This is a genomic window from Streptomyces sp. TLI_105 (assembly GCF_900105415.1).
Taxonomy (GTDB): domain Bacteria; phylum Actinomycetota; class Actinomycetes; order Streptomycetales; family Streptomycetaceae; genus Streptomyces.
In genome coordinates, this window is the sequence record NZ_FNSM01000001.1 from 471,268 (window position 1) to 492,707 (window position 21,440).

General features: G+C 72.6%; 20 protein-coding genes and 1 pseudogene. 6 read left to right on the forward strand and 15 right to left on the reverse strand.

Going from position 1 to position 21,440, the window contains the following annotated elements; genetic code table 11:
* Positions 1–14 precede the first annotated feature (14 nt).
* A complete protein-coding gene (locus tag BLW86_RS02325; RefSeq protein ID WP_093872446.1) occupies positions 15–1,046 on the forward strand; it encodes a terpene synthase family protein in 1,032 nt (343 codons plus the stop codon).
* Positions 1,047–1,073: 27 nt separating this feature from the next.
* On the opposite strand, the gene BLW86_RS02330 is transcribed toward BLW86_RS02325, so the two are convergent.
* The 6 genes from BLW86_RS02330 to BLW86_RS02355 all read right to left on the reverse strand — a co-directional run bounded on the left by BLW86_RS02330 (position 1,074) and on the right by BLW86_RS02355 (position 6,335).
* Positions 1,074–2,516: a cytochrome P450 gene (locus BLW86_RS02330; protein ID WP_093872447.1), complete on the reverse strand. Its 1,443-nt coding sequence runs from the start codon at positions 2,514–2,516 to the stop codon at positions 1,074–1,076.
* Complete coding sequence (locus BLW86_RS02335) at positions 2,513–3,136, reverse strand: GTP-binding protein (protein WP_093872448.1); 624 nt, start codon at positions 3,134–3,136, stop codon at positions 2,513–2,515. The genes BLW86_RS02330 and BLW86_RS02335 overlap by 4 nt, the downstream gene beginning before the upstream one ends.
* Positions 3,117–3,473 (reverse strand): DUF742 domain-containing protein, encoded by a 357-nt coding sequence (locus BLW86_RS02340; RefSeq protein ID WP_093872449.1) that lies wholly within the window; start codon positions 3,471–3,473, stop codon positions 3,117–3,119. The genes BLW86_RS02335 and BLW86_RS02340 overlap by 20 nt, the downstream gene beginning before the upstream one ends.
* A complete protein-coding gene (locus BLW86_RS02345; protein WP_229860368.1) occupies positions 3,470–3,877 on the reverse strand; it encodes a roadblock/LC7 domain-containing protein in 408 nt (135 codons plus the stop codon). Before BLW86_RS02345 ends, BLW86_RS02340 begins: the two co-directional genes overlap by 4 nt.
* A gap of 1 nt (position 3,878) precedes the next feature.
* Positions 3,879–5,228, reverse strand: coding sequence for a sensor histidine kinase (locus BLW86_RS02350; RefSeq protein ID WP_143060209.1), 1,350 nt, complete (start codon positions 5,226–5,228; stop codon positions 3,879–3,881).
* A 552-nt stretch (positions 5,229–5,780) separates the two neighbouring features.
* On the reverse strand, positions 5,781–6,335 hold the full coding sequence (locus BLW86_RS02355) for a sortase (protein ID WP_093872451.1): 555 nt from the start codon (positions 6,333–6,335) through the stop codon (positions 5,781–5,783).
* 323 nt (positions 6,336–6,658) lie between these two features.
* On the opposite strand from BLW86_RS02355, the gene BLW86_RS02360 reads away from it, so the two are divergent.
* Both BLW86_RS02360 and BLW86_RS02365 read left to right on the forward strand, forming a co-directional pair.
* Positions 6,659–7,723 (forward strand): right-handed parallel beta-helix repeat-containing protein, encoded by a 1,065-nt coding sequence (locus BLW86_RS02360; RefSeq protein ID WP_093872452.1) that lies wholly within the window; start codon positions 6,659–6,661, stop codon positions 7,721–7,723.
* A 53-nt stretch (positions 7,724–7,776) separates the two neighbouring features.
* Positions 7,777–8,805 carry a methyltransferase gene (locus tag BLW86_RS02365; protein WP_093878452.1) on the forward strand — a complete coding sequence of 343 codons (1,029 nt, stop codon included), beginning with the start codon at positions 7,777–7,779 and terminating at the stop codon, positions 8,803–8,805.
* 79 nt (positions 8,806–8,884) lie between these two features.
* Here the strand turns inward: BLW86_RS02365 and BLW86_RS02370 are convergent, their stop codons facing one another.
* From BLW86_RS02370 to BLW86_RS02400, 7 genes are all read right to left on the reverse strand, one after another.
* Positions 8,885–9,217: a TcmI family type II polyketide cyclase gene (locus BLW86_RS02370; protein ID WP_030690533.1), complete on the reverse strand. Its 333-nt coding sequence runs from the start codon at positions 9,215–9,217 to the stop codon at positions 8,885–8,887.
* A gap of 36 nt (positions 9,218–9,253) precedes the next feature.
* Positions 9,254–9,733, reverse strand: coding sequence for an SRPBCC family protein (locus BLW86_RS02375; RefSeq protein WP_093872453.1), 480 nt, complete (start codon positions 9,731–9,733; stop codon positions 9,254–9,256).
* 1 nt (position 9,734) lies between these two features.
* The gene (locus BLW86_RS02380; RefSeq protein WP_093872454.1) at positions 9,735–9,992 is read right to left on the reverse strand and encodes an acyl carrier protein; all 258 of its coding nucleotides are present in this window, start codon (positions 9,990–9,992) and stop codon (positions 9,735–9,737) included.
* 26 nt (positions 9,993–10,018) lie between these two features.
* The gene (locus BLW86_RS02385) at positions 10,019–11,269 is read right to left on the reverse strand and encodes a ketosynthase chain-length factor (protein ID WP_093872455.1); all 1,251 of its coding nucleotides are present in this window, start codon (positions 11,267–11,269) and stop codon (positions 10,019–10,021) included.
* Positions 11,266–12,534: a beta-ketoacyl-[acyl-carrier-protein] synthase family protein gene (locus tag BLW86_RS02390; RefSeq protein WP_093872456.1), complete on the reverse strand. Its 1,269-nt coding sequence runs from the start codon at positions 12,532–12,534 to the stop codon at positions 11,266–11,268. Before BLW86_RS02390 ends, BLW86_RS02385 begins: the two co-directional genes overlap by 4 nt.
* Complete coding sequence (locus tag BLW86_RS02395) at positions 12,531–12,986, reverse strand: cupin domain-containing protein (RefSeq protein WP_093872457.1); 456 nt, start codon at positions 12,984–12,986, stop codon at positions 12,531–12,533. Before BLW86_RS02395 ends, BLW86_RS02390 begins: the two co-directional genes overlap by 4 nt.
* Positions 12,987–13,098: 112 nt before the next feature.
* Positions 13,099–14,220 (reverse strand): SchA/CurD-like domain-containing protein, encoded by a 1,122-nt coding sequence (locus BLW86_RS02400; protein ID WP_093878453.1) that lies wholly within the window; start codon positions 14,218–14,220, stop codon positions 13,099–13,101.
* A 232-nt stretch (positions 14,221–14,452) separates the two neighbouring features.
* Between BLW86_RS02400 and BLW86_RS02405 the strand changes: the two genes are divergently transcribed.
* A complete protein-coding gene (locus BLW86_RS02405; protein WP_093872458.1) occupies positions 14,453–16,111 on the forward strand; it encodes an FAD-dependent oxidoreductase in 1,659 nt (552 codons plus the stop codon).
* A 179-nt stretch (positions 16,112–16,290) separates the two neighbouring features.
* Here BLW86_RS02405 and BLW86_RS02410 read toward each other — a convergent pair.
* Positions 16,291–17,309: pseudogene (locus tag BLW86_RS02410) on the reverse strand (IS5 family transposase).
* Positions 17,310–17,389: 80 nt separating this feature from the next.
* Between BLW86_RS02410 and BLW86_RS02415 the strand changes: the two are divergent.
* Positions 17,390–18,094 (forward strand): adenosylcobinamide amidohydrolase, encoded by a 705-nt coding sequence (locus BLW86_RS02415; RefSeq protein WP_177181531.1) that lies wholly within the window; start codon positions 17,390–17,392, stop codon positions 18,092–18,094.
* 87 nt (positions 18,095–18,181) lie between these two features.
* Here BLW86_RS02415 and BLW86_RS02420 read toward each other — a convergent pair whose 3' ends face one another.
* A complete protein-coding gene (locus tag BLW86_RS02420; protein WP_093872459.1) occupies positions 18,182–18,829 on the reverse strand; it encodes an alpha/beta fold hydrolase in 648 nt (215 codons plus the stop codon).
* 357 nt (positions 18,830–19,186) lie between these two features.
* On the opposite strand from BLW86_RS02420, the gene BLW86_RS02425 reads away from it, so the two are divergent.
* The gene (locus tag BLW86_RS02425; RefSeq protein WP_093872460.1) at positions 19,187–21,427 is read left to right on the forward strand and encodes an alpha-N-acetylglucosaminidase; all 2,241 of its coding nucleotides are present in this window, start codon (positions 19,187–19,189) and stop codon (positions 21,425–21,427) included.
* The last annotated feature ends 13 nt before the right edge of the window (positions 21,428–21,440 follow it).

Sequence of the window (21,440 nt, forward strand, 5' to 3'; positions counted from 1 at the left end):
AGGAGGTCGGTCCCATGACCGTGCGTGCCGTCGAGCTGCCGCAGTTGTGGATGCCCTACGCGCTGCGGGTGAATCCGTATCTCCCGGCTCTGCACGAGGAGAGCGAGACCTGGGCGCGCGGCATGGGGATGCTGGACGGCGGCCGGTGGCCCTCGGCGCGTACCGCGATCTGGACGCGGTCGAAGTTCCACGCCATGACCGTCGACCAGCTGACCGCCTGGACCCTTCCCGACGCCTCGTTCGAGGCCTTACGGCTCAACCACCGGTTCAACATCTGGGCCCTCGCCTGGGACGACTACTTCGCCTCCGCCTTCAAGCAGACCGGCGACCTTCCCGGCGCCCGGGCCTTCACCGCCCGGCTGCACGCCTTCCTGCGGCCCGAGCGCGGTGCCCGGCTGCCCGAGCCGACGAACGCCGTGGAGCGGGGGATCGCCGATCTGCAGCAGCAGCTCTTCCCGCCGAGGCTGGCGCACTGGCGGGTGGAGTTCAACCGGGCCCTGGTGCGGTACGTCGACGCGGGAGTCGAGGAACTGGCCAACAGCCGCAGCGGCCGCATTCCCCATCTGATCGACTACGCCCCGTTCCGCCGGGAGAGCTTCGCCGCCTATACCGCCCCCTATTCCGTCGAATTGGCCACCGGCGCGCGCATACCCGAACAGATACGGCACACCCGTACCGTCCGCGCCCTGCTCGACGCCTTCATGGATTTCATGGGGCTGGCGAACGACATCGCGTCCTACGAGAGGGAGGTGCACGAGGAGAAGGACGTCAACAACCTGGTCCTGGTCGTCGGGACGTCCCTGGGCATCACCCTCCACGACGCCGTGCCCGCCGCCCTGAACCTGGTGAACGCCCGGCTGCGGGACTTCGAGCACCTCCGGCAGAGCGAACTACCCCCGCTCGTCCGGCACTTCGCCCTCGACCGCGACGAGCGGACCGAACTGGAGACCTGGCTCGAAGGAGCCTGCGGCTTCCTCTCCGGCCTCCACGCCTGGTACACCGGAGCACCCCGCTACGCCTCCGGGGACGTCCCGTTCCCGGGGTGAGGGCAGCGGGGTCGCCCCGACGCGGGCCTACCTCCTGCGCAGAAGGCGCTTGACGCGCGTCAGCCAGGAGGCGCGGGGCTCGGGCCGTCGCGCCGCCCCGGGAACGGGCACCGGCGGGGGCGGCACGGGCCTGCCGGTGCTCTGGGGCGGCGGGGCCGGGAGCGGGGCCGGAAGGTCGTCGGACTGGGGCGGGCGCGCGGCGAAGGTCACGGGCAGGGCCGTCAGGTGCCGGGCCCAGGTGGAGGAGCGCCAGCTGAGGCTCTCCTCGGGGACGGCCAGCGCGATGTCGGGCAGCCGGGTGAGCAGGATGTCGATGCCCGCGTCGGCGATGATGCGGCCGATGTCCTGGCCCGGGCACTCGTGCGTGCCGGCGCTGAAGGACAGGTGCGCGCGGTTGTGGTGCACGGGGGTCACGGAGTCCGGGCGGATCGCCTGGTCGACGTTGCCCGCGGCCAGACCGAGCAGGAGCATGTCCCCCGCCTTGATCTGCTGTCCCCCGAGGGTCGTGTCGCCGTTGGCCCAGCGGCCCGGGCACACCATGAGCGGCGGCTCGTCCCAGAGGACCTGCTCCACCGCCTCGGGCAGCGTCATCTGACCGCCCGCGAGCGAACCGCGGAACCGGGGGTCGGTGACGACCATGCGCATGACGTTCGACATGAGGTTCGCGGTCGTCTCGTAGCCGGCGAGCAGGATGAGGCGCAGGTGGTGCTGGACCTCCTCGTCGGTGAGTCCCGCGGGGTGGGCGAGGAGCGCGGAGGCGATGTCGTGCCCCGGCCGGGCGCGCTTCTCGGCGACGAGCTGTTCGAGGCACTCGAGCACGTAGGCGTTGCTGGCGAGCGAGGTCTCGGTGGCCTTGAAGAGGTCACGGGCGGCGTGCACGAGCTTGGGCGCGGACTCGTCGGACATCCCGAGCAGATGGCTGAGCGTGAGCATGGGCACGGCCTCGGTGAACTGCTCCACCAGCTCCGCCTCGCCGCTCTCGCAGAAGGTGTCGATCACCTGGTGGGCGAAGCGGGTGATGTGGCGCCGGACGCCCCGGTGGTCGAACTGGCTGAGGCCGGCCGTGACCGCGCCGCGCAGCCGCTGGTGCTCCTCGCCGTCCGCGCAGACGCAGTCGGGGCGCCAGCCGATCATCGGAATGAGCGGGGAGGTGGCGGGGTCGATCTCCCCGCTGCGCCAGCCGTGCCAGACGCGGGGGTCACGGGAGAACTGGGTCGGGCGGCTGGCCACGTCGCGGTTCTCCAGGTACCCCAGGACGAGCCAGGCGCGTACGTCGCCGTCGAGCAGGACGGGCGCCACCGGGCCGTGGGCGGCGCGCAGCTTCTCGTACAGGCCCATGGGGTCCGTCTCCGCGGCGGGGCCGTAGAGCCGGGTGGCTCCGCCGGGGCCGTCGGCGATGTGGGCCGGGCAGCCCGGGGGCGGGACGGCCCCGGGCTGTGCGGTGGCGTGTTCGGTGGGCGGGACGGTCATGCGGTCTCCTGGGCGGCGGCGAGGGTGCACAGGTAGCCCATCAGCGAGAGCAGGGCGTCGCGGCAGGACGCCCGGTCCCGTGCGTCACAGGTGACGATGGGCACGGTTTCGCTGAGGGCCAGAGCGGTGCGCAGGTCTGCTAGGGGGTACTTCGGGGCCTCCGGGAAGGCGTTGACGGCCACGACGAACGGGACGCGGCGGTCCTCGAGCCGGGTGATGACCTCGAAGGAGACCTCGATCCTGCGGGTGTCGACGAGGACCACCGCGCCGAGCGCGCCTTCGAAGATGCCGTTCCACAGGAACCAGAAGCGCTCCTGTCCGGGAGTCCCGAACAGGTAGAGGATCAGCTCCTCGTTGATGCTGATCCGTCCGAAGTCCATCGCGACGGTCGTGGTCTTCTTGTCCTTGGCGCCGGGGTTGTCGTCGATCCCGACGCCCGCCTGCGTCATGGTCTCCTCGGTGGTCAGGGGCGGGATCTCGCTCACCGCCCCGACCATCGTGGTCTTGCCGACCCCGAAGCCGCCGACGACGACGACCTTCACCCCCCTGGCGCCGTGGGGCAGCAGCAGGTCGGCGTCGCGCCGGCCGGCATCGAGTACGTCAGAGCTTGCGTAGTCCATGGATCACCGCCTCCAGTAGGCCGCGTTCGGGGTAGGCCGCCACGGGGACGGGCGCGATGGCCTCGACCCGCTCCTCTTCCACGAGTTTGGAGAGCAGCACGGTGACGACGCTGAAGGGGAGGCTGAGGTATGCGGAGACCTCGGCCACCGAGAGCGGGTACGAGCACAGGGTGAGGATGGCCGCGTGCTCGGGCTGCATGGCGGGGTCGGGCTCGGCCCTCGTCGCGATGAGGGTGACCAGGTTGAAGCTCTTGGCCGCGGAGTCCGGGCCACCGGTAATGACGTAGAGCGGGACGGGTGTGCCTTCATTCCAGGGGTCCTGGTTCTCCGATGTCACATCGCCTGCCCGACGTCCTCACGGGGAGGGCTGGTCATGTGCTGGCCGATCCGGATCACCAGCGTCCGCATGCGGTCGCCGAGGAGTCCGGCGTCCACCTCCTGGTCGGCGAGGACCGCGAGATAGGCCCCGGGGCCGGCCGCCATCAGGGAGAAGTAGCCGCCGTCGGCCTCGATCCCGACCATCCGCGTCGATCCGTCCCCCTGCGGGAACATCTGGGAGATGGCCCGCGCCAGGCTCTGGATGCCGGAGCAGGCGGCGGCGATCGCGTCGGCGGTGTCGGGGGCCGTGTTCGCCTGCCCGATGCACAGGCCGTCCGACGACAGGACGACCACGTGTCGCACGTACGGGACGCTGCTCACGAGCTCCGTGAGCATCCAGTCCATGTTCGGCAGTGGCTGCATGTTACTCGTCCTCATCTGACGGCTCGCTGGGGGAAGGGGAGGGTTCGGCGACCGCTCTCTTGTCGCCTCGCTTGTCGCCGTTGAACGCCTCCCACATCAGACCCGGCTGGCGGGTGCCGGCGGAGGTGCCCCGGGAGGCCGCCGGATCGGCGGGCGTGGGCCCGGTCTGGACGACCGGGGTGGGGACGGGCGACTCGCGTCGTCGCTGCGGGAGCACGGGAGACTCCCGTCGTCGTTGTGGGAGTCCGTTGGCGGTCTTCCTGACCTCGCCGGAGCCCGCGGTGGCGTCGGGTGCCGGTGTCGGGCGGGGCAGGAGGGGGCCGCCGCCGGCACGCCTCCGAGCGGCGTCCGGGATCCGCAGGGCGGACTGCGGGACCGTGGTGATCAGACGGCGGGGGACGAGGATCACGGCCCGTACGCCTCCGTAGGCGGAGGTGCGCAGGTCGACCTCGCAGCCGTGCTCGCGCGCCAGCCGGCTGACGACCGGGAGACCGAGCTGGGTGAGCTCGCCGAGGCCCGACAGGTTGATTCCGGTCTGCGACTGCGCCATGACGCGCTCGACCCGCTGCCGGACCTCTTCGGTGAGTCCCACGCCGCGGTCCTCGATCTCGATGGCGATGCCGGAGGGCACCTCGCTCGCGGTCACCTCCACGGGGGTGTGCGGCGGCGAGAACGTCGTGGCGTTGTCGAGGAGTTCGGCGAGCAGGTGCATCAGCGGCTCGGCGCCGGGGCCGATCACCGCCACCTCCGTCACCGACTGCAGCTTGACCCGGGGGTAGTCCACGATGCGAGACATGGCCCCGCGCAGGACGTCGTAGAGCGGGATCGCCTTCGACCACTGGCGGCCGGGCCGGGCGTCGCCGAGGACCGCGATGCTGGCCGCGAGGCGGCCGATCAGGGCGTTCCGGTGGTCGACGTTCTGCAGGCCGCGGGAGACCACGAGGTCCGTGCCGTGCAGGATCTGCATGGCGTGGAGGTCCTTGGCGAGCTGGTGCACGATCGCCTGGACCCGGCGCGCGACCGCCACCAGGGCCCGCTGGGAGGCGTCCCGGGTGTGCTCCTCGGCCTCCACGGCCTCCAGGAACGTCCGCAGGGCTCCCTTGAGCGCCTCGGTGTAGTCGGGGTCGAGGTGCTTCCCGAAGGTGACGGCCCCCAGGATCTCCGAGGAGGGGTCGCCCTTCTGCAGACGGGCGACGGTCGCGGGCAGGAGTTCTTCGGCGAGCCAGACGACGGTGGCCCGCTGGTCGGCCAGGCGTCCGAGCAGCTCGGCCTCGCGCTGGGCGTGCCGCTCCGCCGCCTCGGCGCTCGCCCGTGTGTGGCGGTCCGCTTCCGCCGCACGGGTTCGACGCACGGCGATGGCGGAGGTGAGGGCCGTCAGGAGGACCGCGGCGAGTCCGCACCAGGCGACCGGTGCCCGTATCCCCGCGGGGCAGAGCAGCAGCGCTATGGCGGAGGCCGCGGCCAGAACTCCGGGAGGGAGGAGCCATACCCGGGCGACGGCGGTCGGCCGGGGTCTGGAAATTGAACCTGCACGAACCATCAAGGGGTCCCTAAACCGTCTGAAATGAACGGACTGAGGTGATGCGATGCGCCGACGGGTCGCTTCGAGATCGCGTCGATGGCCGCTTTCCCCGCAGCCGCGCTCCGTCCGTGCGCTCGCAGCGTTCATGACTCGCTGTGAGCGCTCCGCAACACATCGGGGAGCATAGTCAGTTCGGGTTCGCCGTGTGACCTTGCTGGAAGGACAGCCTCCACCGAGCATTCCATGCAGATAAAAACGACCAACCACCGCATGGAAAACGCAATGAACCGATCACGTTCTGGCTTCTGCGACACAAGGGAGTGGCCGCCACCCGGACGTCCGGGTGGCGGCCACTCCCTGCCGAGGACAGCGCCTCGATGGTCAGGCGGAGATACGGGCTCCCCTCGCGCGTCGACGCAGCCGGACCGCCCCGGCCGCCACGGCACCGGCCAGCAGGACGCCGCCCAGGGCGAGCGGGGTGCTCGTGAAGTCCGTCGCGGCCTTCTCCGCAGGGGCCGCCACGGCCTTTCCGACAGGGCCCGCCGCGCCGGCCGCCCAGCCGAAGCCGGCCTCGACGCCGCCGTGGGGCCGGCCGGAGATGCGGTACGTGACGGTCTGCTTGATCCGCGGCGGGCACTTCAGGGTGACCGTGTCCGTGCCGGAGACGGCGTCCTGCGGGACGACGAACTCGCCCACCAGGACACCCGACCGGTCGCCCGGCAGGAGGTGGAACCGGCCGCCCGCCTCCGACTCCCCCTTGCCGTAGGTCTCCTTGCCGCACGCGGTGGTGGAGACGGTGACGGTGGTGCCGGGCGAGGCGTTCTGGGGGGTGATGCGGACGTCGGATTCCCCGGGCGCGGCGAGTGCCGTGGGGGCGGACAGGACGACGGCGCCAACGATCAGGCCGACCTGCAGACCGGTACGTGCGCGACGCATGCTTCTCTCCTTCGGTGGAGCTTTCCGGCCGGCTCCATCGCGCGGCATCCTGTGCTGTGCTCCGTGCACGAGGCAAAGGCCCGTACGCGGCCCCCGCAACACGGGGAGCGCGTTCGGCCGTCCTCCGCTCGGGCTCACGACCACCGCCGGCCGCACCCGTCGCAGCAGGTCACCGTGGTGGGAGTACCGCCCCACGGGTGATCCCGCCCCGCACACGAACGGCCCAGTGTCGGCACGCCCGCCCGCCGGGGCCCTCCGTCGGCCCCGGCCCGGCCGGGGGATCAGCGGTGGCGGGCCGGAACACCCACTCATAACTTCGCGATATGACGAAACGACAGATCGCCCTCCTGGCGTGCACCGCGGCCCTCACCGCCTCGGGGCTCGGCGCCGCCGCGCCGTCGGCCCACAGCTGGTCGGTGCACCGGGTGAAGCCGGGCGAATCGATCCAGCAGGCCGTGGACTCCGCGCGCCCCGGCGACACGATCCTCCTCGCCCCGGGCACGTACCGCGAGAGCGTCCGCATCACCACCCCGCACCTGACGCTCCGCGGTTCGAGCGTCTTCCCCACCGTCATCGTGCCCGCGAGCACCCCCGGCGCCGACGCGTGCGCCCAGGCCGGCAACGGCGTCTGTGTCACCGGCACCGAGGCCCGTCCCGTCGAGGGCGTGACCGTGCGCTCGCTGACCCTCCGGGGCTTCGCCAAGAACGGCCTGTGGGCCAAGTGGACCGACCGCCTGCGCGTCCAGGGGGTCACCGCCGAGTCCAACGGCACCTGGGGCATCGCCCAGGAGCGTTCCGTACGCGGCGTGCTGCGGCACAACGTCGCCAGGAACAACGGGGACGCCGGGCTCTTCCTGGCCAACACCGTCACCGAGGAGGGAGGAGCGACCGACACCCACGGCACCGTCGTCAGCGGCAACCGCGTGTCCGGCAACCGGATCGGCATCACCGTGCGGCGTCTGCGGAACCTGACCGTCGACCACAACGAGGCGACCGGCAACTGCGCCGCCGTGTTCGTCGTGGGCGACGAGTCCACACCGCGCGCCGGGGCGATGACCGTGCGCCAGAACGACATCCACGAGAACAACAAGCTGTGCCCGAAGACCCCCCGCCTGCCCTTCCTCCAGGGCTCGGGCATCGTGGTCACCGGCGCCGAGGACACGGTCGTCGCGCACAACCGGGTCGAGGACAACGTGGGCAGCTCGCCGCTGTCCGGCGGCATCGTGCTCTTCAAGAGCTTCGTGGGCGTCCCCAACGAACGGATCGAGATCCGCGACAACGTGGTGCTGCGCAACGGCACCGCCGACCTGGCGAACCGGGACATCGGCAAGACCAACACCTTCCGTCACAACACCTGCGGCGTCTCCGAGCCCGCGGGCATGTGCTGACCCTCCCCCTCCCCCACCCGTACGAGCACGACAGCAAAGGCAAGGCGAAACAGATGACGACCGTCGATCCCGCTCCCCCGCCGCCCATGCGGCTGAGAGAACTCGTCTTCGGCGCGGCGTGCGCCGCCGCCGTGCGCGCGGCCGCCCGCCTGGGCGTGGCCGACGCCCTGGGCGACACGCCCATGACCGCCGAGGACCTCGCGGCCGCGGTGAAGACCGAACCGCGGACCCTGCGGCGGCTGCTGCGCGCCCTGTCCTGCCAGGGCGTCTTCACCGAGCAGCCCGACGGCACCTTCGCGCACACGGAGATGTCCCGGCTGCTGCGCGAGGACGACCCGCACAGCCTGCGCTACATCGCGCTGTGGTGCACCGAGCCCTGGACCTGGGACGTCTGGCCCAAGCTCGACGAGGCGGTGCGCTCCGGCCGGAACGTCTTCGAGGACGTGTACGAGCGGGAGTTCTTCTCGTACCTCAACGAGGAGGCGCCCGAGTCCGCGTACGTGTTCAACCGGGCCATGACGACGTCGAGCAGGCAGTCGGCCGAGGACGTCGCCGAACTGCTCGACCTGGGCGGGGCCTCCTCCGTCGTGGACATCGGCGGCGGCCAGGGCCACGTCCTGGCGAGCCTCCTGGAGAGGCACCCCGCGCTGCACGGCACGCTGCTCGACCTGCCGGCGGTGGTCGGCAACGCCGATCCCCGGCTGCGGGAGGGCGGCTCGCTCGCCTCCCGGGTCCGGATCGAGCCCGGTGACTGCCGGGAGGACATCCCGGTCCGGGCCGACGTCTACATCATCAAGAACATCCTGGAGTGGGACGACGACAGCACGCGCAGGACGCTGGCGAACGTCCGGAAGGCGGCGCGGCCCGGAGCCCGCGTCGTCGTCATCGAGAACCTCGTGGACGACACCCCGTCGATGAGGTTCACGACGGCCATGGACCTGCTCCTGCTGCTCAACGTCGGCGGCGCGAAGCACACCAGGCAGAGCATGGTGGACCGGCTCACGGACGCCGGGCTCGTCATCGGCGAGATCCGTCCGGTCAACGCGTACCTCCACGCCTTCGAGTGCACCGTCCCGGCCTGACCGGGCCGGGAGAACCCGAGGCCGCCCGCTCCGCGTCTGACGCGGGGCGGGCGGCCTCGGGTTTCACCGGGTTCCCGGCTCAGGAGCCGGCGTCCCGCTCCCAGCGGTAGAAGCAGTGCGCCATGGCGTCCTTGGGGCTGCGCCAGGTCGTCGGGTCGTACGCGCTGACGTACGCCGACAGACGCTCGCTGACGCCGCGGAACTCGGGGTGTCCGGCCAGCCTGGCGACGTTCGGCGCCGGGTCCTGCTCGGACTCGATGAGGTGCAGGTAGACGTCGCCGAACTGGAACAGGCTGCGACGGGCGACCCCCACCAGGTGCGGCAGCTCGCCGCGGTCGGAGTCGGCGAACACGTCCGCGATCGCGGGCGCCGAGCCGGGCGCCATACGGGCGACGATCAGTGCGTGGTGCATCGGTTTCCTTCCTCGGATGGTCCTGCCCGGCGTCCGTCAGGCGGGCGTGGCCGGCGCGCTCTGCCGCTCGCGCGCGGCCTGCACGATGCGGTCCCGGATGAGGGCCATCTGGGTGCGGGAGTTGCGGTTGATGTTGTCCGTCATCCACGCGTCGTCGACGGGGGCGTCGGGCTTCATCGCGAAGTCCTGGACCCACCGCATCTGGACGCCGCCGGGCAGCTCCTCGTACTCCCAGGCGATGTCCATGTGCGCGAACGGCCCGGTCTCGACGCGGCGGGCCCGGACCCTCCGGTTCTCGCGGTCCGTGGTGCGCTCCGACACCCAGCTCCAGACCTTCCCGTTCTCGTCGGGGTGCATGGTCAGGCGGAAGGTGGTCGTGTCGCCCTCCCGCTTCAGGACCTCGACGGAGGCGTACTCGCTGAAGAGCCGGGGCCAGTTCTCGATGTCGTTGGTGATGTCCCAGACGAGGTCGAGGGGGGCGTCGATGGTGATGCTGTTGTCGGTGTGTCCGGACACGTCAGACTCCTGCGAGGGTGTTGTTGACGAGGGCGACGAACTCCGCCGGCGTCTTGCAGCGCTCGGCGTCGGTGGGCAGCGCCACCTTGTGCTCGTTCTCCAGCGCGCCGACGATGCCGAGCAGGCCGAGCGAGTCGACGCCGAGGACGCTGAAGGGGGTCTCGGGGGCCTCTTCGAGCTGTGCGGGGGTGACGGTGACGCCCGCCGACTCCTTCATCAGCTTGGCCAGTTCGTCGAAGGTGAATCCGGTGGTGATCATGTGTGTTCCTCCTTCGCCGCCCGGTCCTACCGGGCGAGTCCGCCACCGCGGCGCACGACGAGCGCCGCGTTGGATCCCATGAGTCCCCTGCTGAGGACGAGGGCCGTGCGCAGCTCGGCGGGCCGAGCGCGGGACATCACCACGTCGAGGTCGCAGTCGATGTCGTACACGTTGGGGGTGGGGGGCACGAGGCCGTGTTCCATGGCGAGCACGGCGGCCGCGGTGTCCAGTACGGATGCCCCGCAGTAGGCCCGGCCGTAGCCGGTCTTGGGTGCCGTCACCGGGACGCGCGTGGCGTGCGCGCCCAGCACGTCGGCGAGCGCCAGGGCCTCGGCGCGGTCCGCCTCCGGTACGCCGAGGGCGTCGGGGAAGACGACGTCGATCTCCTCCGGGGCGCAGCCGGCCTCGTCGAGGGCGACCCGGATGGCGTGGGCGAGTCCCTCCCGGGACTCCTTCCAGCGGGAGGCGCCGGTGAAGGTGGCGCCGTGGCCGGCGACGGTGGCCCGTACGGTCGCGCCCCGGTCGAGGGCGCGGGCCTCGTCCTCGACGAGGAGCATGGCGCCGCCCTCGGCGGGGACGAATCCGCAGGCCTTGGCCGTGAAGGGGCGGTAGGCGCGGTCCGGGTCGTCGACGGTGCTCAGCTCCGGATATCCGAGCTGGCACACCATCGAGTACGGGGCGAGGGGGGCCTCCGCGGCGCCGACGACCACCGCGCCGGTCCCCCGCCGGACCGTGCGTGCGGCGTGGGCGAGGGCGTCGAGGCCGCCGGCCTCGTCGCTCGCGACCACCCCGCAGGGACCCTTGAAGCCGTGCCGGATGGAGATCTGGCCCGTGCTCGCGGCGTAGAACCAGGCGATGGACTGGTACGGGCCGACGAACCTGGAACCCTGTCCCCACAGCTTCTGCAGCTCGCGCTGGCCGAACTCGCCGCCGCCCGATCCGGCGGCGGTGACGACGCCGACGGAGAAGGGGTCCTCGACCCCGTCCTCGTGGACCAGGCCGGCGTCGTCGAGGGCGAGCGCGGCGGCCGCCATGGCGTAGTGGGTGAACCGGTCGGTCTGGACGAGGAAGCGCTCGTCGATGAGGGCCGAGGCGTCGAAGCCCTCGACCTGGCCCGCGACCTTGAGGGGCAGGTGCTCGCAGCCCTCGCGGGTGATCCGGCCGAGAACGCCGAGGCCTTCCCGGACGGACTTCCAGTACGCGTCGGTGCGCAGTCCGTTGGGGGCGATCACACCGATGCCGGTGACGACCGCCCGCCGTGGACGCTGTGTGCTCATCGTGTCCTCCCGCCCGGCCCGGTCAGGAGCACGGCGGACTGGAAGCCGCCGAAGCCGCTGCCGACGGAGAGCACGTTCCTCAGCTTCCGGGGGCGGGCGGTGCGCGGCACGTAGTCCAGGTCGCACTCGGGGTCGGGGATCTCGTAGTTGGCGGTCGGGGGCACCACCTGGTGCTTCAGGGCGAGCACGCAGGCGGCGACCTCTATCGCGCCGATCGCCCCGAGCGAGTGCCCCACCATGGATTTGATGGAGCTCATGGGCGTGTCGTACGCGTGGGAGCCCAGGGAGCGCTTGACGGCGGCGGTCTCGTGCCGGTCGTTCTGGCGGGTGCCCGAGCCGTGCGCGTTGACGTAGTCGATCGCCGTGGGATCGAGCCTGGCCTGGTCGAGCGCGGTGTCGATCGCCCGGGCCATCTCCAGTCCCTCGCCGGTCAGTCCGGTCATGTGGTAGGCGTTGCCGTAGGTGGCGTAGCCGCTGATCTCGCAGTAGATGTGTGCGTCGCGGGCCCTGGCGTGCTCGTACTCCTCCAGGACGAGGACCGCCGCGCCCTCGCCCATGACGAAGCCGTTGCGGCGGTCGTCGAAGGGCTTGGAGGCGTGCTCGGGGTCGTCGTTGTCGGGCGACGTGGCTTTGATGGCGTCGAAGCAGGCCATGGTGATCGGGGAGATCGGGGAGTCCGACGCCCCGGCTATGACGACGTCCGCCCGGCCTTCCTCGATGGTGTGGAAGGCGTAGCCGACGGCGTCGAGGCCGGAGGTGCAGCCGGTGGAGACGGTCTGCACCGGGCCGTGGGCCCCGAACTGTTCGGCGACCACCGCGGCGAGCGTGCTGGGCGCGAACGCCAGGTGCAGCTTCGGGTCGGCGGCGCGGTGGTCCACGTCCCACCGTCGCCCGCCCCCGCTGACCAGGACGTAGTCGTGCTCCAGGCGGGTGGTGCCGCCGACGGCGCTGCCGAGGCTGACGCCGACGCGCCAGGGGTTCTCGGTGGCGGTGTCGAGCCCGGAGTCGCGTACGGCCTCTCCCGCGGCGACCGCGGCGAACTGGACGTAGCGGTCGTTGTGCTCGCTCAGTTCCGGAGGCAGGCCGTGGGCGTACGGGTCGAAGTCGCACTCGGCGGCGATGCGGGAGCGCAGGCCGACGGGGTCGAACAGGGTGATGCCCCGGGTCGCCGTCCGCCCTTGGGAGAGGAGGTCCCAGAACGCCGCCGTGCCGGCGCCGCCCGGCGCGACCACGCCGATGCCGGTGACGGCCACGCGCCGGGTCACTCGAGCGCCCCCTCCCGCTCGAGCGCCCGTCCATGGTCGCCGTCGCAGGAGTGCGGTTCCGTCGCGGCCGTCTCCTCGGTGTCGACGTGGCCGAGGCTCGGGTGCGGGGCGAGGGGACCCAGGTGGAAGACCATGCGGGCCTCCACGTCGCCGACGTTGCGGAACCGGTGCCGGACGTCGATGGGGATCAGCAGCCCCTGGTCCGGCAGGAGCTTGTGCGTCTCGCCGTCCAGGTCCACTTCGAGCAGGCCCTGGACGACGTACACGAACTCCTCGGAGTACGGGTGGTAGTGCTCGCCGATGCGGTCGCCCGGCTGGATGATGGCCAGCCCCATGAAGCCGCTGGTGGAGCCCACGGTGGCGGGTGTGAGCATGGCCCGCAGGTCACCCCCGCGTCTGCGGTTGGGTTCCGTGTCGCTCAGGTTCACGATGCGCGGACGCTGCTGGAGCATGGTTGATACCTCCGGGTGTGGCGATGACGTGTGACGCACGGTCGGGCGCGGGCCCACCGTGGGGGCCGGGGGGCGAGGACCCACGGTGGGGGCCGGGCCTGGGACCGTTCCCTCAGGAGTCGGCCGCGCGACGGTCGGTGACGGGCAGCATGTCGGCGTGCGACAGGAGCCGGTTGAGGTTGCGCTCGGTGTCCAGGGATCCCTCGACGCCGATCGCGGCGCCGTCGAGGAGACGTTCGAGCACCTTGGCCTTCCGCTCGCCCTTGACGCCGAGGGCGGCGACGGGATCGAGGTCGAGGTCGCCCTCGACGTCGATGAGGCGCACCACGACGTCGTCGCGCTGGAAGACGGTGCTGCCGTACACCGGGCTGTCGGGGTCGACCGCCGCCTCCGCGTCCTGCTGGGCGAGCAGCCGCGCCAGGTCCGAACCGCGGCCTTCCTTGGCCGGGTAGTACAGGGCGTGGCGCCGCAGGCCGGCCGGTTCGGGGCGGGCGGAGACCACGTGGTGCACGGCCGGGAGGGCCGCCCGGGTGAAGAAGACGCGGGCCGACTCGGGGTCGGTGAGGTCCCGGTCCTGCTCCAGGTAGGGGTTGATGGCCTCCTCGACGGCCCGGACCCCGGGCTGCCGTGCGACGTGTCGCAGCGCGGACAGGAGGTCGCCCTCCACCTCGACGGCCCGCACGACACGGTTGCCGTGCATGAACAGCGAGGTGCGGCGCAGTCGCGTGTTCTCGTCGACCTGGGCCTCGGGCGACTCGTAGCCGGCCAGGAGCTCCGCGACCTTCGACTCGGAGCCGGGCTTGACGGTGAAGGTGAGCGCGTGGCGGGTCACTCCGTCGCCCACGCGGGCCGCCACCTGCTCGCCCGAGGCGGTCTCGGGCGTGAGCGGTCGCTGTGCGCCGGTCTCCCGGAGGATGCTGTAGCGCATGGACCGGGTGTCCCGGACGCAGCTGTGCATCGGCTTGACCATCTCGACGTGTTCCTCGCTGTTCACCCAGGCGAGGAAGGGCGGGGCGCTCTCCCATTCGCTGGTGATCAGCCACTGCGAGGGGTTCTCGATGGACTGGCACAGTTGGTCGCTGATGTGGCCGGGGACGCCGGCCACCTGCTTGCGCATGACCTCGTACGCCTCGAGGAACTGCTGCTGGGCTCCGTCGTACAGGTCGAGCAGCAGGATCACCCGCAGCCTTGACCCGTCGAACACCGACTGCGATATGCGTGGCGTGGTGGTCATCCGGTGCACCTCTTTCTCGTCTGCGAGAGCGGGAAGGGACCGCCTGACCGGGAAGGCCGGGGTCGTCATGTACCGAACCTTCACGCGGCCCCGACGTCCACGCGAGCCCCACGGGGCGGATGAGTGAACCGCGCGTCATTCGGGTGGCCCTCGCGCACGGTCCCGGGCTCGGCCGGGCAGGCATGTGCATCCCATCCCCGACCCGCGTCACCGGTGACGCTGGAGGCCATCGATGAACCGAAGCGAAGCGACCGGTGAGATCGGACACCGCACGCCCGTCCTCATCGTGGGCGGCTCCCTGGTGGGCCTGTCCACCTCGCTCTTCCTGGGACGTCTCGGCGTGCCGCACACGCTCGTCGAGCGTCATGCGGGCACCTCGATCCACCCGCGCGGACGCGGCAACAACGTGCGCACCATGGAGGTCTTCCGTGGCGCCGGAGTCCGGTCGCGCATCCACGAGGCCGCGAAGGTCCTGTCGGCGAACAACGGGATCCTGCAGACGCCGACCCTGGTGGGCGATGCCGGCGAGTGGCTGTTCCGGCACATCGACCCGGGTGGTGGCCTGGCCCGGTTCAGCCCCGCCGAATGGTGCCTGTGCAGCCAGAACGACCTCGAACCCGTGCTCCTGGCGAGCGCGCGGGAGCTGGGCGGGGACCTGCGGTACTCGACGGAGCTGATGTCGTTCGAGCAGGACGACGAGGGGGTGACGGCGCGGGTCAAGAGCCGGGAGACCGGCGAGCACACCACCATCCGGGCGGACTACCTCGTCGCGGCGGACGGCCCTCGCAGCCCGATCCGCGAGCAGCTCGGCATCGGGCAGACCGGCCCGGGCGACCTCTTCCACAACGTGAGCATCACGTTCGAGTCGCGCGATCTCGCGGCCGTCGTCGGCGACCGCCGCTTCATCGTCTGCTATCTCACGAGCCCGGAGGGGGACGGGGCGCTCCTGCCGGTGGACAACGCCGAGCGGTGGGTCTTCCACGCCCCCTGGCACCCCGAACTCGGCGAAACCCTGGAGGAGTTCACCGACGAGCGGTGCAGGGAGCACATCCGGCGCGCCGTGGGCGTGCCGGACCTGCACGTGGAGATCACGGGCAGGGCGCCCTGGCACGCGGCCGAGCGGATCGCCGAACGGTACGCGGACAGGCGGGTGTTCCTCGCCGGCGACTCGGCCCACGAGATGCCGCCCACGGGGGCCTTCGGCTCCAACACCGGCATCCAGGACGCGCACAACCTCGCCTGGAAGCTCGCCGCGGTACTGGGCGGCTGGGCCGGCCCCGGTCTGCTCGCTTCCTACGACGCGGAGCGCCGGCCGGTCGCGGAGGCGACCAGCGCCCGCGCCTCGTCGCGTTCGGTCGAGCACAGCCACCCGGGGTACGCCCCCGAGCCGGGGGCGGGCGGCCCGGGCGGGAAGCGGGGCGGCATCCTCAACGTCGCGCTGGGCTACCGCTACCCGCGCGGCGCGGTCCTGGGCGCGGACCCGGCGGTGCCGATCGTCCCGGACGGGCTGCGGCTGACGGGCGAGCCCGGCAGCCGCGCGCCGCATCTGTGGCTGGACCGCGCGGGTGAACGGATCTCCACCCTGGACCTGTACGAGCGGTCCCTCGTGCTGCTGAGTTCGGCGGGGGCCATCGGCGGCTGGCACACGGCGGCGGCGCACGTCGCCGAGCGCCTGGCGGTGCCCCTCGACTCGTACCGGATCGGCGACGGGCCCGACGCGGAGCTCTCGACCGCGGACGGCGAGGACTGGGCGGAGGCCCATGGCGTCACCGTGAACGGTGCGGTGCTGGTCCGCCCGGACGGATTCGTCGCCTGGCGGTCCGAAGGGACGTCGGAGGACCCGGAATCGGCCCTGCGGGCGGCCCTCACGGCCGTACTCGCCCTGGACTGACGGGCCGGTCCGCACAGCCGCGACGCCCACCGGGACGGGCGGGGCGGTCCGCGTTCCCACGGGAGCGGACCGCCCCGCCCGTCGGTGTCGGCGTCGGTTTTTTTGGGGGGGCGGCGGGCCGACCTGCACCGACCTGGGCCGTTCCGAGGCCGCGCGTTAGGAGCTGTTTGAGGTTCGGATCATGTGGCTGCAGTGATGTGCTTCAGCCACATGATCGATCCTCGGAGGTGAAGCCCTGCCGCGTAGCTCTCGGGGGACTTGTCGTAGCGGGTGGCGATTCCGCGCCAGGCCTTGAGCTTCTGGAAACAGCGTTCCACGGTGTTGCGCTGCCGGTACCGGTGCGGGTCGAAGGCGACGGGGCGGCCGCCGGCCGAGCCCCTCTTCCGCCGGTTGGCGGCCTGGTCGGACTTCTCCGGGATGACGGCGGTGATTCCGCGCCTGCGCAGGTAGACGCGGTTGGCCTTGGACGAGTACGCCTTGTCCGCGGCCACCGCCGCAGGCCGGGTGCGCGGCCGGCCCAGTGGGCCCGGGACCCGGATCCGGCCGAGCACCGTCTGGAACTGCGGGCTGTCCGCGCCCTGCCCGGGGGTCAGAACGAACACCAGCGGCAGTCCCGCCGTGTCGACCGCGGCGTGGATCTTGCTGCTCAGTCCGCCTCTGGACCGGCCGAGTTCGGCCGCCTTCGCCCGTGCCCGGCGACGCCGACGCGCCGCGGCACGGTCCCGGTCCGCCTCCTCTGCGGGGCCCGCGCCGGCTCTGGCCTGCGGTGCCTCACCCGCAAGACCGGTCCCTGCTCCGGCAGCGGAACCCCCTTTTCCTCGGTCAGGGCCTGTTCAAGGGCGTCCAGGGTCTCCCCGGCGATCGCCAGTCCGGCCGATTCGTGATGGGCACGTACCACCGTGGAATCCACACTGACCAGTTCCAGACCAACCTGCCCACGGGTCGCGGCCTCCGCGACCAAGGCATCCATCAGCGCCTGGAACACCCCGGCCTTCGCCCAGGTGTTGAACCGCGAGTACACCGTCGACCAAGCCCCGTAACGCTCCGGCACATCACGCCAGCCGCAGCCGGTGCGAAACCGCCACAACACCCCGTTGAACTGGTCTCGCACCCGCCGGGGCAGCGGACCGGTCGCCGCCACCGGCAGGCACTCCTCGATCAAAGCCCACTCGGCATCCGTCACATCAAAACGCGCCACATGCGAGTTCTACCAGCCCGAGCCCGTACACCATCGAGCCTCATGAAGATCCGAACTTCGTACAGCTCCTAGGGTGTGGGGTGCTTCCGCGAACCCTTCTCACCGGCCCGTCGCTCGCCGACGCCGCGCTCCTCCCCCAGGTGGAACAGGGCCGGGAGTGGCCGCTCCTCGTGTGGGCCCCGGGTCCGGGCGTCCGCATGGTGTCGAGCGCCGTCCTCGGCGGAGGCATCGGCGAGCGTCAGTGGGTCGTCAACGCCCAGGTCCCGCCCGGCTACGCCCGGCTCGACCCCGTCGCCCACCTCCGTGACCTGGCCTCCGGGGCCGGCCTCGAAGGGGCGGGCGTGGGGCTCATGACCGCGGCGTCGGTCGCGGACCGGCGGCACGCCGTGGACGGCGGCGCGCAGGCCCTGGTCACCGCCGGGGTCGGCGTACGGGGCTGGGCCGCGGCTCCGGGAGCCGGCAGCGTGGCGGCGCCGCGACCCGGCACGATCAACATCGTCGTGTCCCTGCCGGTGCCGCTCACGGACGCCGCGCTCGTGAACGCGGTCGCCACCGCCACCGAGGCCAAGGTGCAGGCCCTGGTCGAACTGGGCGCCGACGCCTCCGGCACGCCGACGGACGCGGTCTGCGTGGCCGCGCCCTCGCCGGCCGCCGGCGCCGGGAGCTCCGTCGAGTCGTTCGCCGGACCGCGGTCGCTGTGGGGCGCGCGGCTCGCCCGCGCCGTGCACGCGGCGACGCGGGCGGCCTGTGCGGGGCTGCTCGCCTCCCCGGCCGGCTCCCGCTGACCCGGGCGCACGCGTTCCCCTCCGCCCCTGTCCGTCACCGTCCCTTCCCGTCCGTTCCCGTCCGTTCCCGTCCGTTCCCGTCCGTTCTCAGCCGTGCGAGAGCAGCGCCGCGGTGAGTTCGGCCGCGCGTCGGTGCCAGAGGTCCGCGCCCCGGAGCATGGCGTGTCCGCCGGTCGGCATGGGAATGCCCGCCGCGTCGGCGCCCGCCTCCCGGGCCCGGCGGACGAACTCCCAGGACTGACGGGCCGAGGTGACCCGGTCGGTCTCGTCGTGGAGCAGGTAGAGGCGCCGGCCGCCGAGGTGGTCCACGGGCTCGTCGGCGGGGCACCACGGGGCGAGCGCGACGACCCCGCGCACGGTGGGGTCGCCCGCCACGCGGAGGGCGGCCCGGCCGCCCATGGAGTGGCCGAGGAGCACGACGGGCACGGGTCCGGCCCGCTCCCGGAGCCGTCCGAGGGCGGCCTCGGCGTCCCGGGCGGCGTCGGCTCGGGCGCCGTTCCAGCCGCGGTGGCGGTAGCGCACCTCGGCGATCAGCACCGCCCGGCCCCGGACGGCCCGGGTCACGGCGGCGGCGAAGGGGCGCATGCGCAGGGCCGGCAGGTTGAGCGCGGGCGGCGGCTCGGGGCCGTCGGCGCGGCCGCCGTGGAGCAGCAGCACGGCTGCGGTGGGCACGGCGGGCGCGCTGCGGACGACGAGCGCGGTCGGATCGGCGCGCCGGGTGGGGCACAGGTTCATCGCGTCGCCGTCCCGCTCGTGCGGGCCCTGCGGGCCGTGTGACCGGGCCGCTGCGCCATGGGTGCCTCCAGGAATCGCTTGCCGTCTGAGGGCCGAAGTCTGCCAGGCCTCACCGGTCGTCAGATACACCGCGCCCCCCGCCGACGGACTGTCCGCCGCGGGCGCCCCGGGCAGCCCGCCCCACGGGACCCGGCTCGGCTCGCACCCTCGAATCGAACGCACGCACCCGCAAGGATGAGCGCCGTCGGTCCTCCGGCTCCGCTTGCTCGGCCGGAGGCGCGGGGCGTCGGAGAGTGATCGCGCCGGGGCCGCTCAGAGACAGGGTCCGGCCGTCGTCCCGTTCGAGCAGGGAGCCAGATGGGCAGCCGCCTGATCCGTCGTTGCCGCAACACCCTCGTCGTCGCGGTGCTCGCCGTCGTGACCGCCGCCACCCCCGGCGTGCCGGCTCCGCCGGGCGGCGCCGCCTCCGCCGCCGTGCCCCCCTTCGACCCGGGCCCGGCCCGGGCGGCGCTGAAGCGCCTGCTGCCGTCCCGGGCCGCGCAGTTCACCCTGATCCCCGTGGAGGAACCGGGCTCCGGGGACTACTTCTCGGTCTCCGGCAGGGCGGGGGCGATCCGGGTGCGGGGCACCTCGCCGGCCACGCTGCTGACCGGCGTGGGCTGGTATCTGGAGCGGGTCGCGGGGGTCGACATCGGGTGGCCGGGCGACAGTGTCGGCCGGCTGCCGCTCACGCTCCCCGCGGTGCCCGGGACGCTCACCCGATCGGCGAACGTGCCGCACCGCTACGCCCTGAACGACACCGACGAGGGCTACTCCGGCGCGTACCGCGACTTCGCCTCGTACCGGCGCGACATCGACCTGATGGCGCTGCACGGCGTGAACGAGGTCTTCGTGCCGACCGGGGCCGAGTACCCGTACTACCGGGCCCTCCAGGGGTTCGGCTACGACGCGGCGGAGCTGCGCGCCTGGATCCCCGGCCCCGCGCATCAGGCCTGGTGGCTGCTGCAGAACATGTCGGGCTTCGGCGGGCCGGTGTCGGAGTCGCTGATCGAGGCCCGGGCGGCACTGGGTGGCCGGATCGCGAAACACCTGCGCGCGTTGGGGATGACGCCCGTCCTGCCGGGCTTCTTCGGCACGGTGCCACCGGACTTCGCCGCCCGGAACCCGGGCGCGGTCACCGTCCCGCAGGGCAGGTGGGTCGGGTTCGCCCGGCCCGACTGGCTGGATCCGACCGGACCCGTCTTCGCCGAACTGGCCGCCGCCTACTACCGGGTGCAGCGGCACCGGTTCGGTGACAGCGACATGTTCAAGATGGACCTGCTGCACGAGGGCGGCACCCCCGGACCGGTCGACGTCGCACGGGCGGCAGGGGCCGTGCAGCGGGCCCTGGACACCGCGCGTCCCGGGGCCACGTGGGTCATGCTCGGCTGGCAGAACAATCCCTCCGCGGCTCTCCTGAGCGGTGTGGACCGGAGCCGGGTGCTGATCGTCGACGGCCTCTCCGACCGGTACGAGGGACTCGACCGCGAGGCGCAGTGGGGCGGTGCGCCCTACGCGTTCGGCTCGATCGCCAACTTCGGCGGGCACACCAGCCTGGGCGCCAACACCGGCGTGTGGACGGACCGTTTCCACGCGTGGCTGACCCGGTCGGACAGCGCGCTGCGCGGCATCGCCTACCTCCCGGAGGGCACCGGCGGGAACCCCGCCTCGTTCGACCTGCTCACCGAGCTCGCCTGGGAGCCTGGCCCGGTCGACCAGCGCGCCTGGTTCGCCGCGTACGCCGCCCGGCGCTACGGCGGCGCCGACCCGCACGCGGCCGCCGCGTGGGAGCAGCTGCGCCTCGGCCCGTACAGCGGCGCCTCCGGTACGTGGAGCGAGCCGCAGGACAGCCTCTTCACCGCGCGGCCGAGCCTGACGGCGGTCAAGGCGGCACGCTGGAGCCCGACCGCCATGCGGTACGACGCCTGCACGGTGGAGCGCGCCCTGTCGGAGCTGCTGGAGGTGGCCCCGGCGCTGCGGAGCTCGGACGCGTACCGCTTCGACCTGGTGGACGTGGCGCGCCAGGCGCTCACCAACCGCGGCCGTCTCCTGCTGCCGCGGATCAGGGCGGCGTACGAGGCGAAGGACCTGGAGGGCTTCCGGGCACTGGTGCGCGAGTGGAACGCCGCGGAGGAGCTGCTCGGACGGCTCGTCGCCTCCGACCGTCGCTTCCTGCTGGGCCCGTGGCTCGCCGACGCCCGCTCCTGGGGGGCCGACGCGGAGGAGAGCGACCGGCTCGAGTACGACGCCCGCTCGATCCTCACCACCTGGGCCGACCGGGGGCCGAGCGAGAGCGGCGGCCTGCACGACTACGCCAACCGCGAGTGGGCCGGTCTCGTCCAGGACGTGTACGGGCCGCGCTGGGCGGACTACTTCGCGAGCCTCGACACGGCGCTCGTCCGGGGCGCGCCCCCGGTCGCCGTCGACTGGTTCGCCAGGGACGACGCCTGGGCCCACGGACGGCAGGCCTATCCGACGTCGCCGACCGGTGATCCGGTCGCCCTGGCGGGCGAGGTCGGCGCGGCTCTGGCCGTGTCGTCCACGGCCGCGCACCGGTGAGGTGCGCGGCCGT

Bases quoted from the DNA above. Each gene is read 5' to 3' on its own strand.
- BLW86_RS02325 (WP_093872446.1), top strand. From the start codon at position 15: ATGACCGTGCGTGCCGTCGAGCTGCCGCAGTTGTGGATGCCCTACGCG.
- BLW86_RS02330 (WP_093872447.1), bottom strand. From the start codon at position 2,516: ATGACCGTCCCGCCCACCGAACACGCCACCGCACAGCCCGGGGCCGTC.
- BLW86_RS02335 (WP_093872448.1), bottom strand. From the start codon at position 3,136: ATGGACTACGCAAGCTCTGACGTACTCGATGCCGGCCGGCGCGACGCC.
- BLW86_RS02345 (WP_229860368.1), bottom strand. From the start codon at position 3,877: ATGCAGCCACTGCCGAACATGGACTGGATGCTCACGGAGCTCGTGAGC.
- BLW86_RS02355 (WP_093872451.1), bottom strand. From the start codon at position 6,335: ATGCGTCGCGCACGTACCGGTCTGCAGGTCGGCCTGATCGTTGGCGCC.
- BLW86_RS02360 (WP_093872452.1), top strand. From the start codon at position 6,659: ATGACGAAACGACAGATCGCCCTCCTGGCGTGCACCGCGGCCCTCACC.
- BLW86_RS02365 (WP_093878452.1), top strand. From the start codon at position 7,777: ATGACGACCGTCGATCCCGCTCCCCCGCCGCCCATGCGGCTGAGAGAA.
- BLW86_RS02370 (WP_030690533.1), bottom strand. From the start codon at position 9,217: ATGCACCACGCACTGATCGTCGCCCGTATGGCGCCCGGCTCGGCGCCC.
- BLW86_RS02380 (WP_093872454.1), bottom strand. From the start codon at position 9,992: ATGATCACCACCGGATTCACCTTCGACGAACTGGCCAAGCTGATGAAG.
- BLW86_RS02385 (WP_093872455.1), bottom strand. From the start codon at position 11,269: ATGAGCACACAGCGTCCACGGCGGGCGGTCGTCACCGGCATCGGTGTG.
- BLW86_RS02395 (WP_093872457.1), bottom strand. From the start codon at position 12,986: ATGCTCCAGCAGCGTCCGCGCATCGTGAACCTGAGCGACACGGAACCC.
- BLW86_RS02400 (WP_093878453.1), bottom strand. From the start codon at position 14,220: ATGACCACCACGCCACGCATATCGCAGTCGGTGTTCGACGGGTCAAGG.
- BLW86_RS02405 (WP_093872458.1), top strand. From the start codon at position 14,453: ATGAACCGAAGCGAAGCGACCGGTGAGATCGGACACCGCACGCCCGTC.
- BLW86_RS02420 (WP_093872459.1), bottom strand. From the start codon at position 18,829: ATGAACCTGTGCCCCACCCGGCGCGCCGATCCGACCGCGCTCGTCGTC.
- BLW86_RS02425 (WP_093872460.1), top strand. From the start codon at position 19,187: ATGGGCAGCCGCCTGATCCGTCGTTGCCGCAACACCCTCGTCGTCGCG.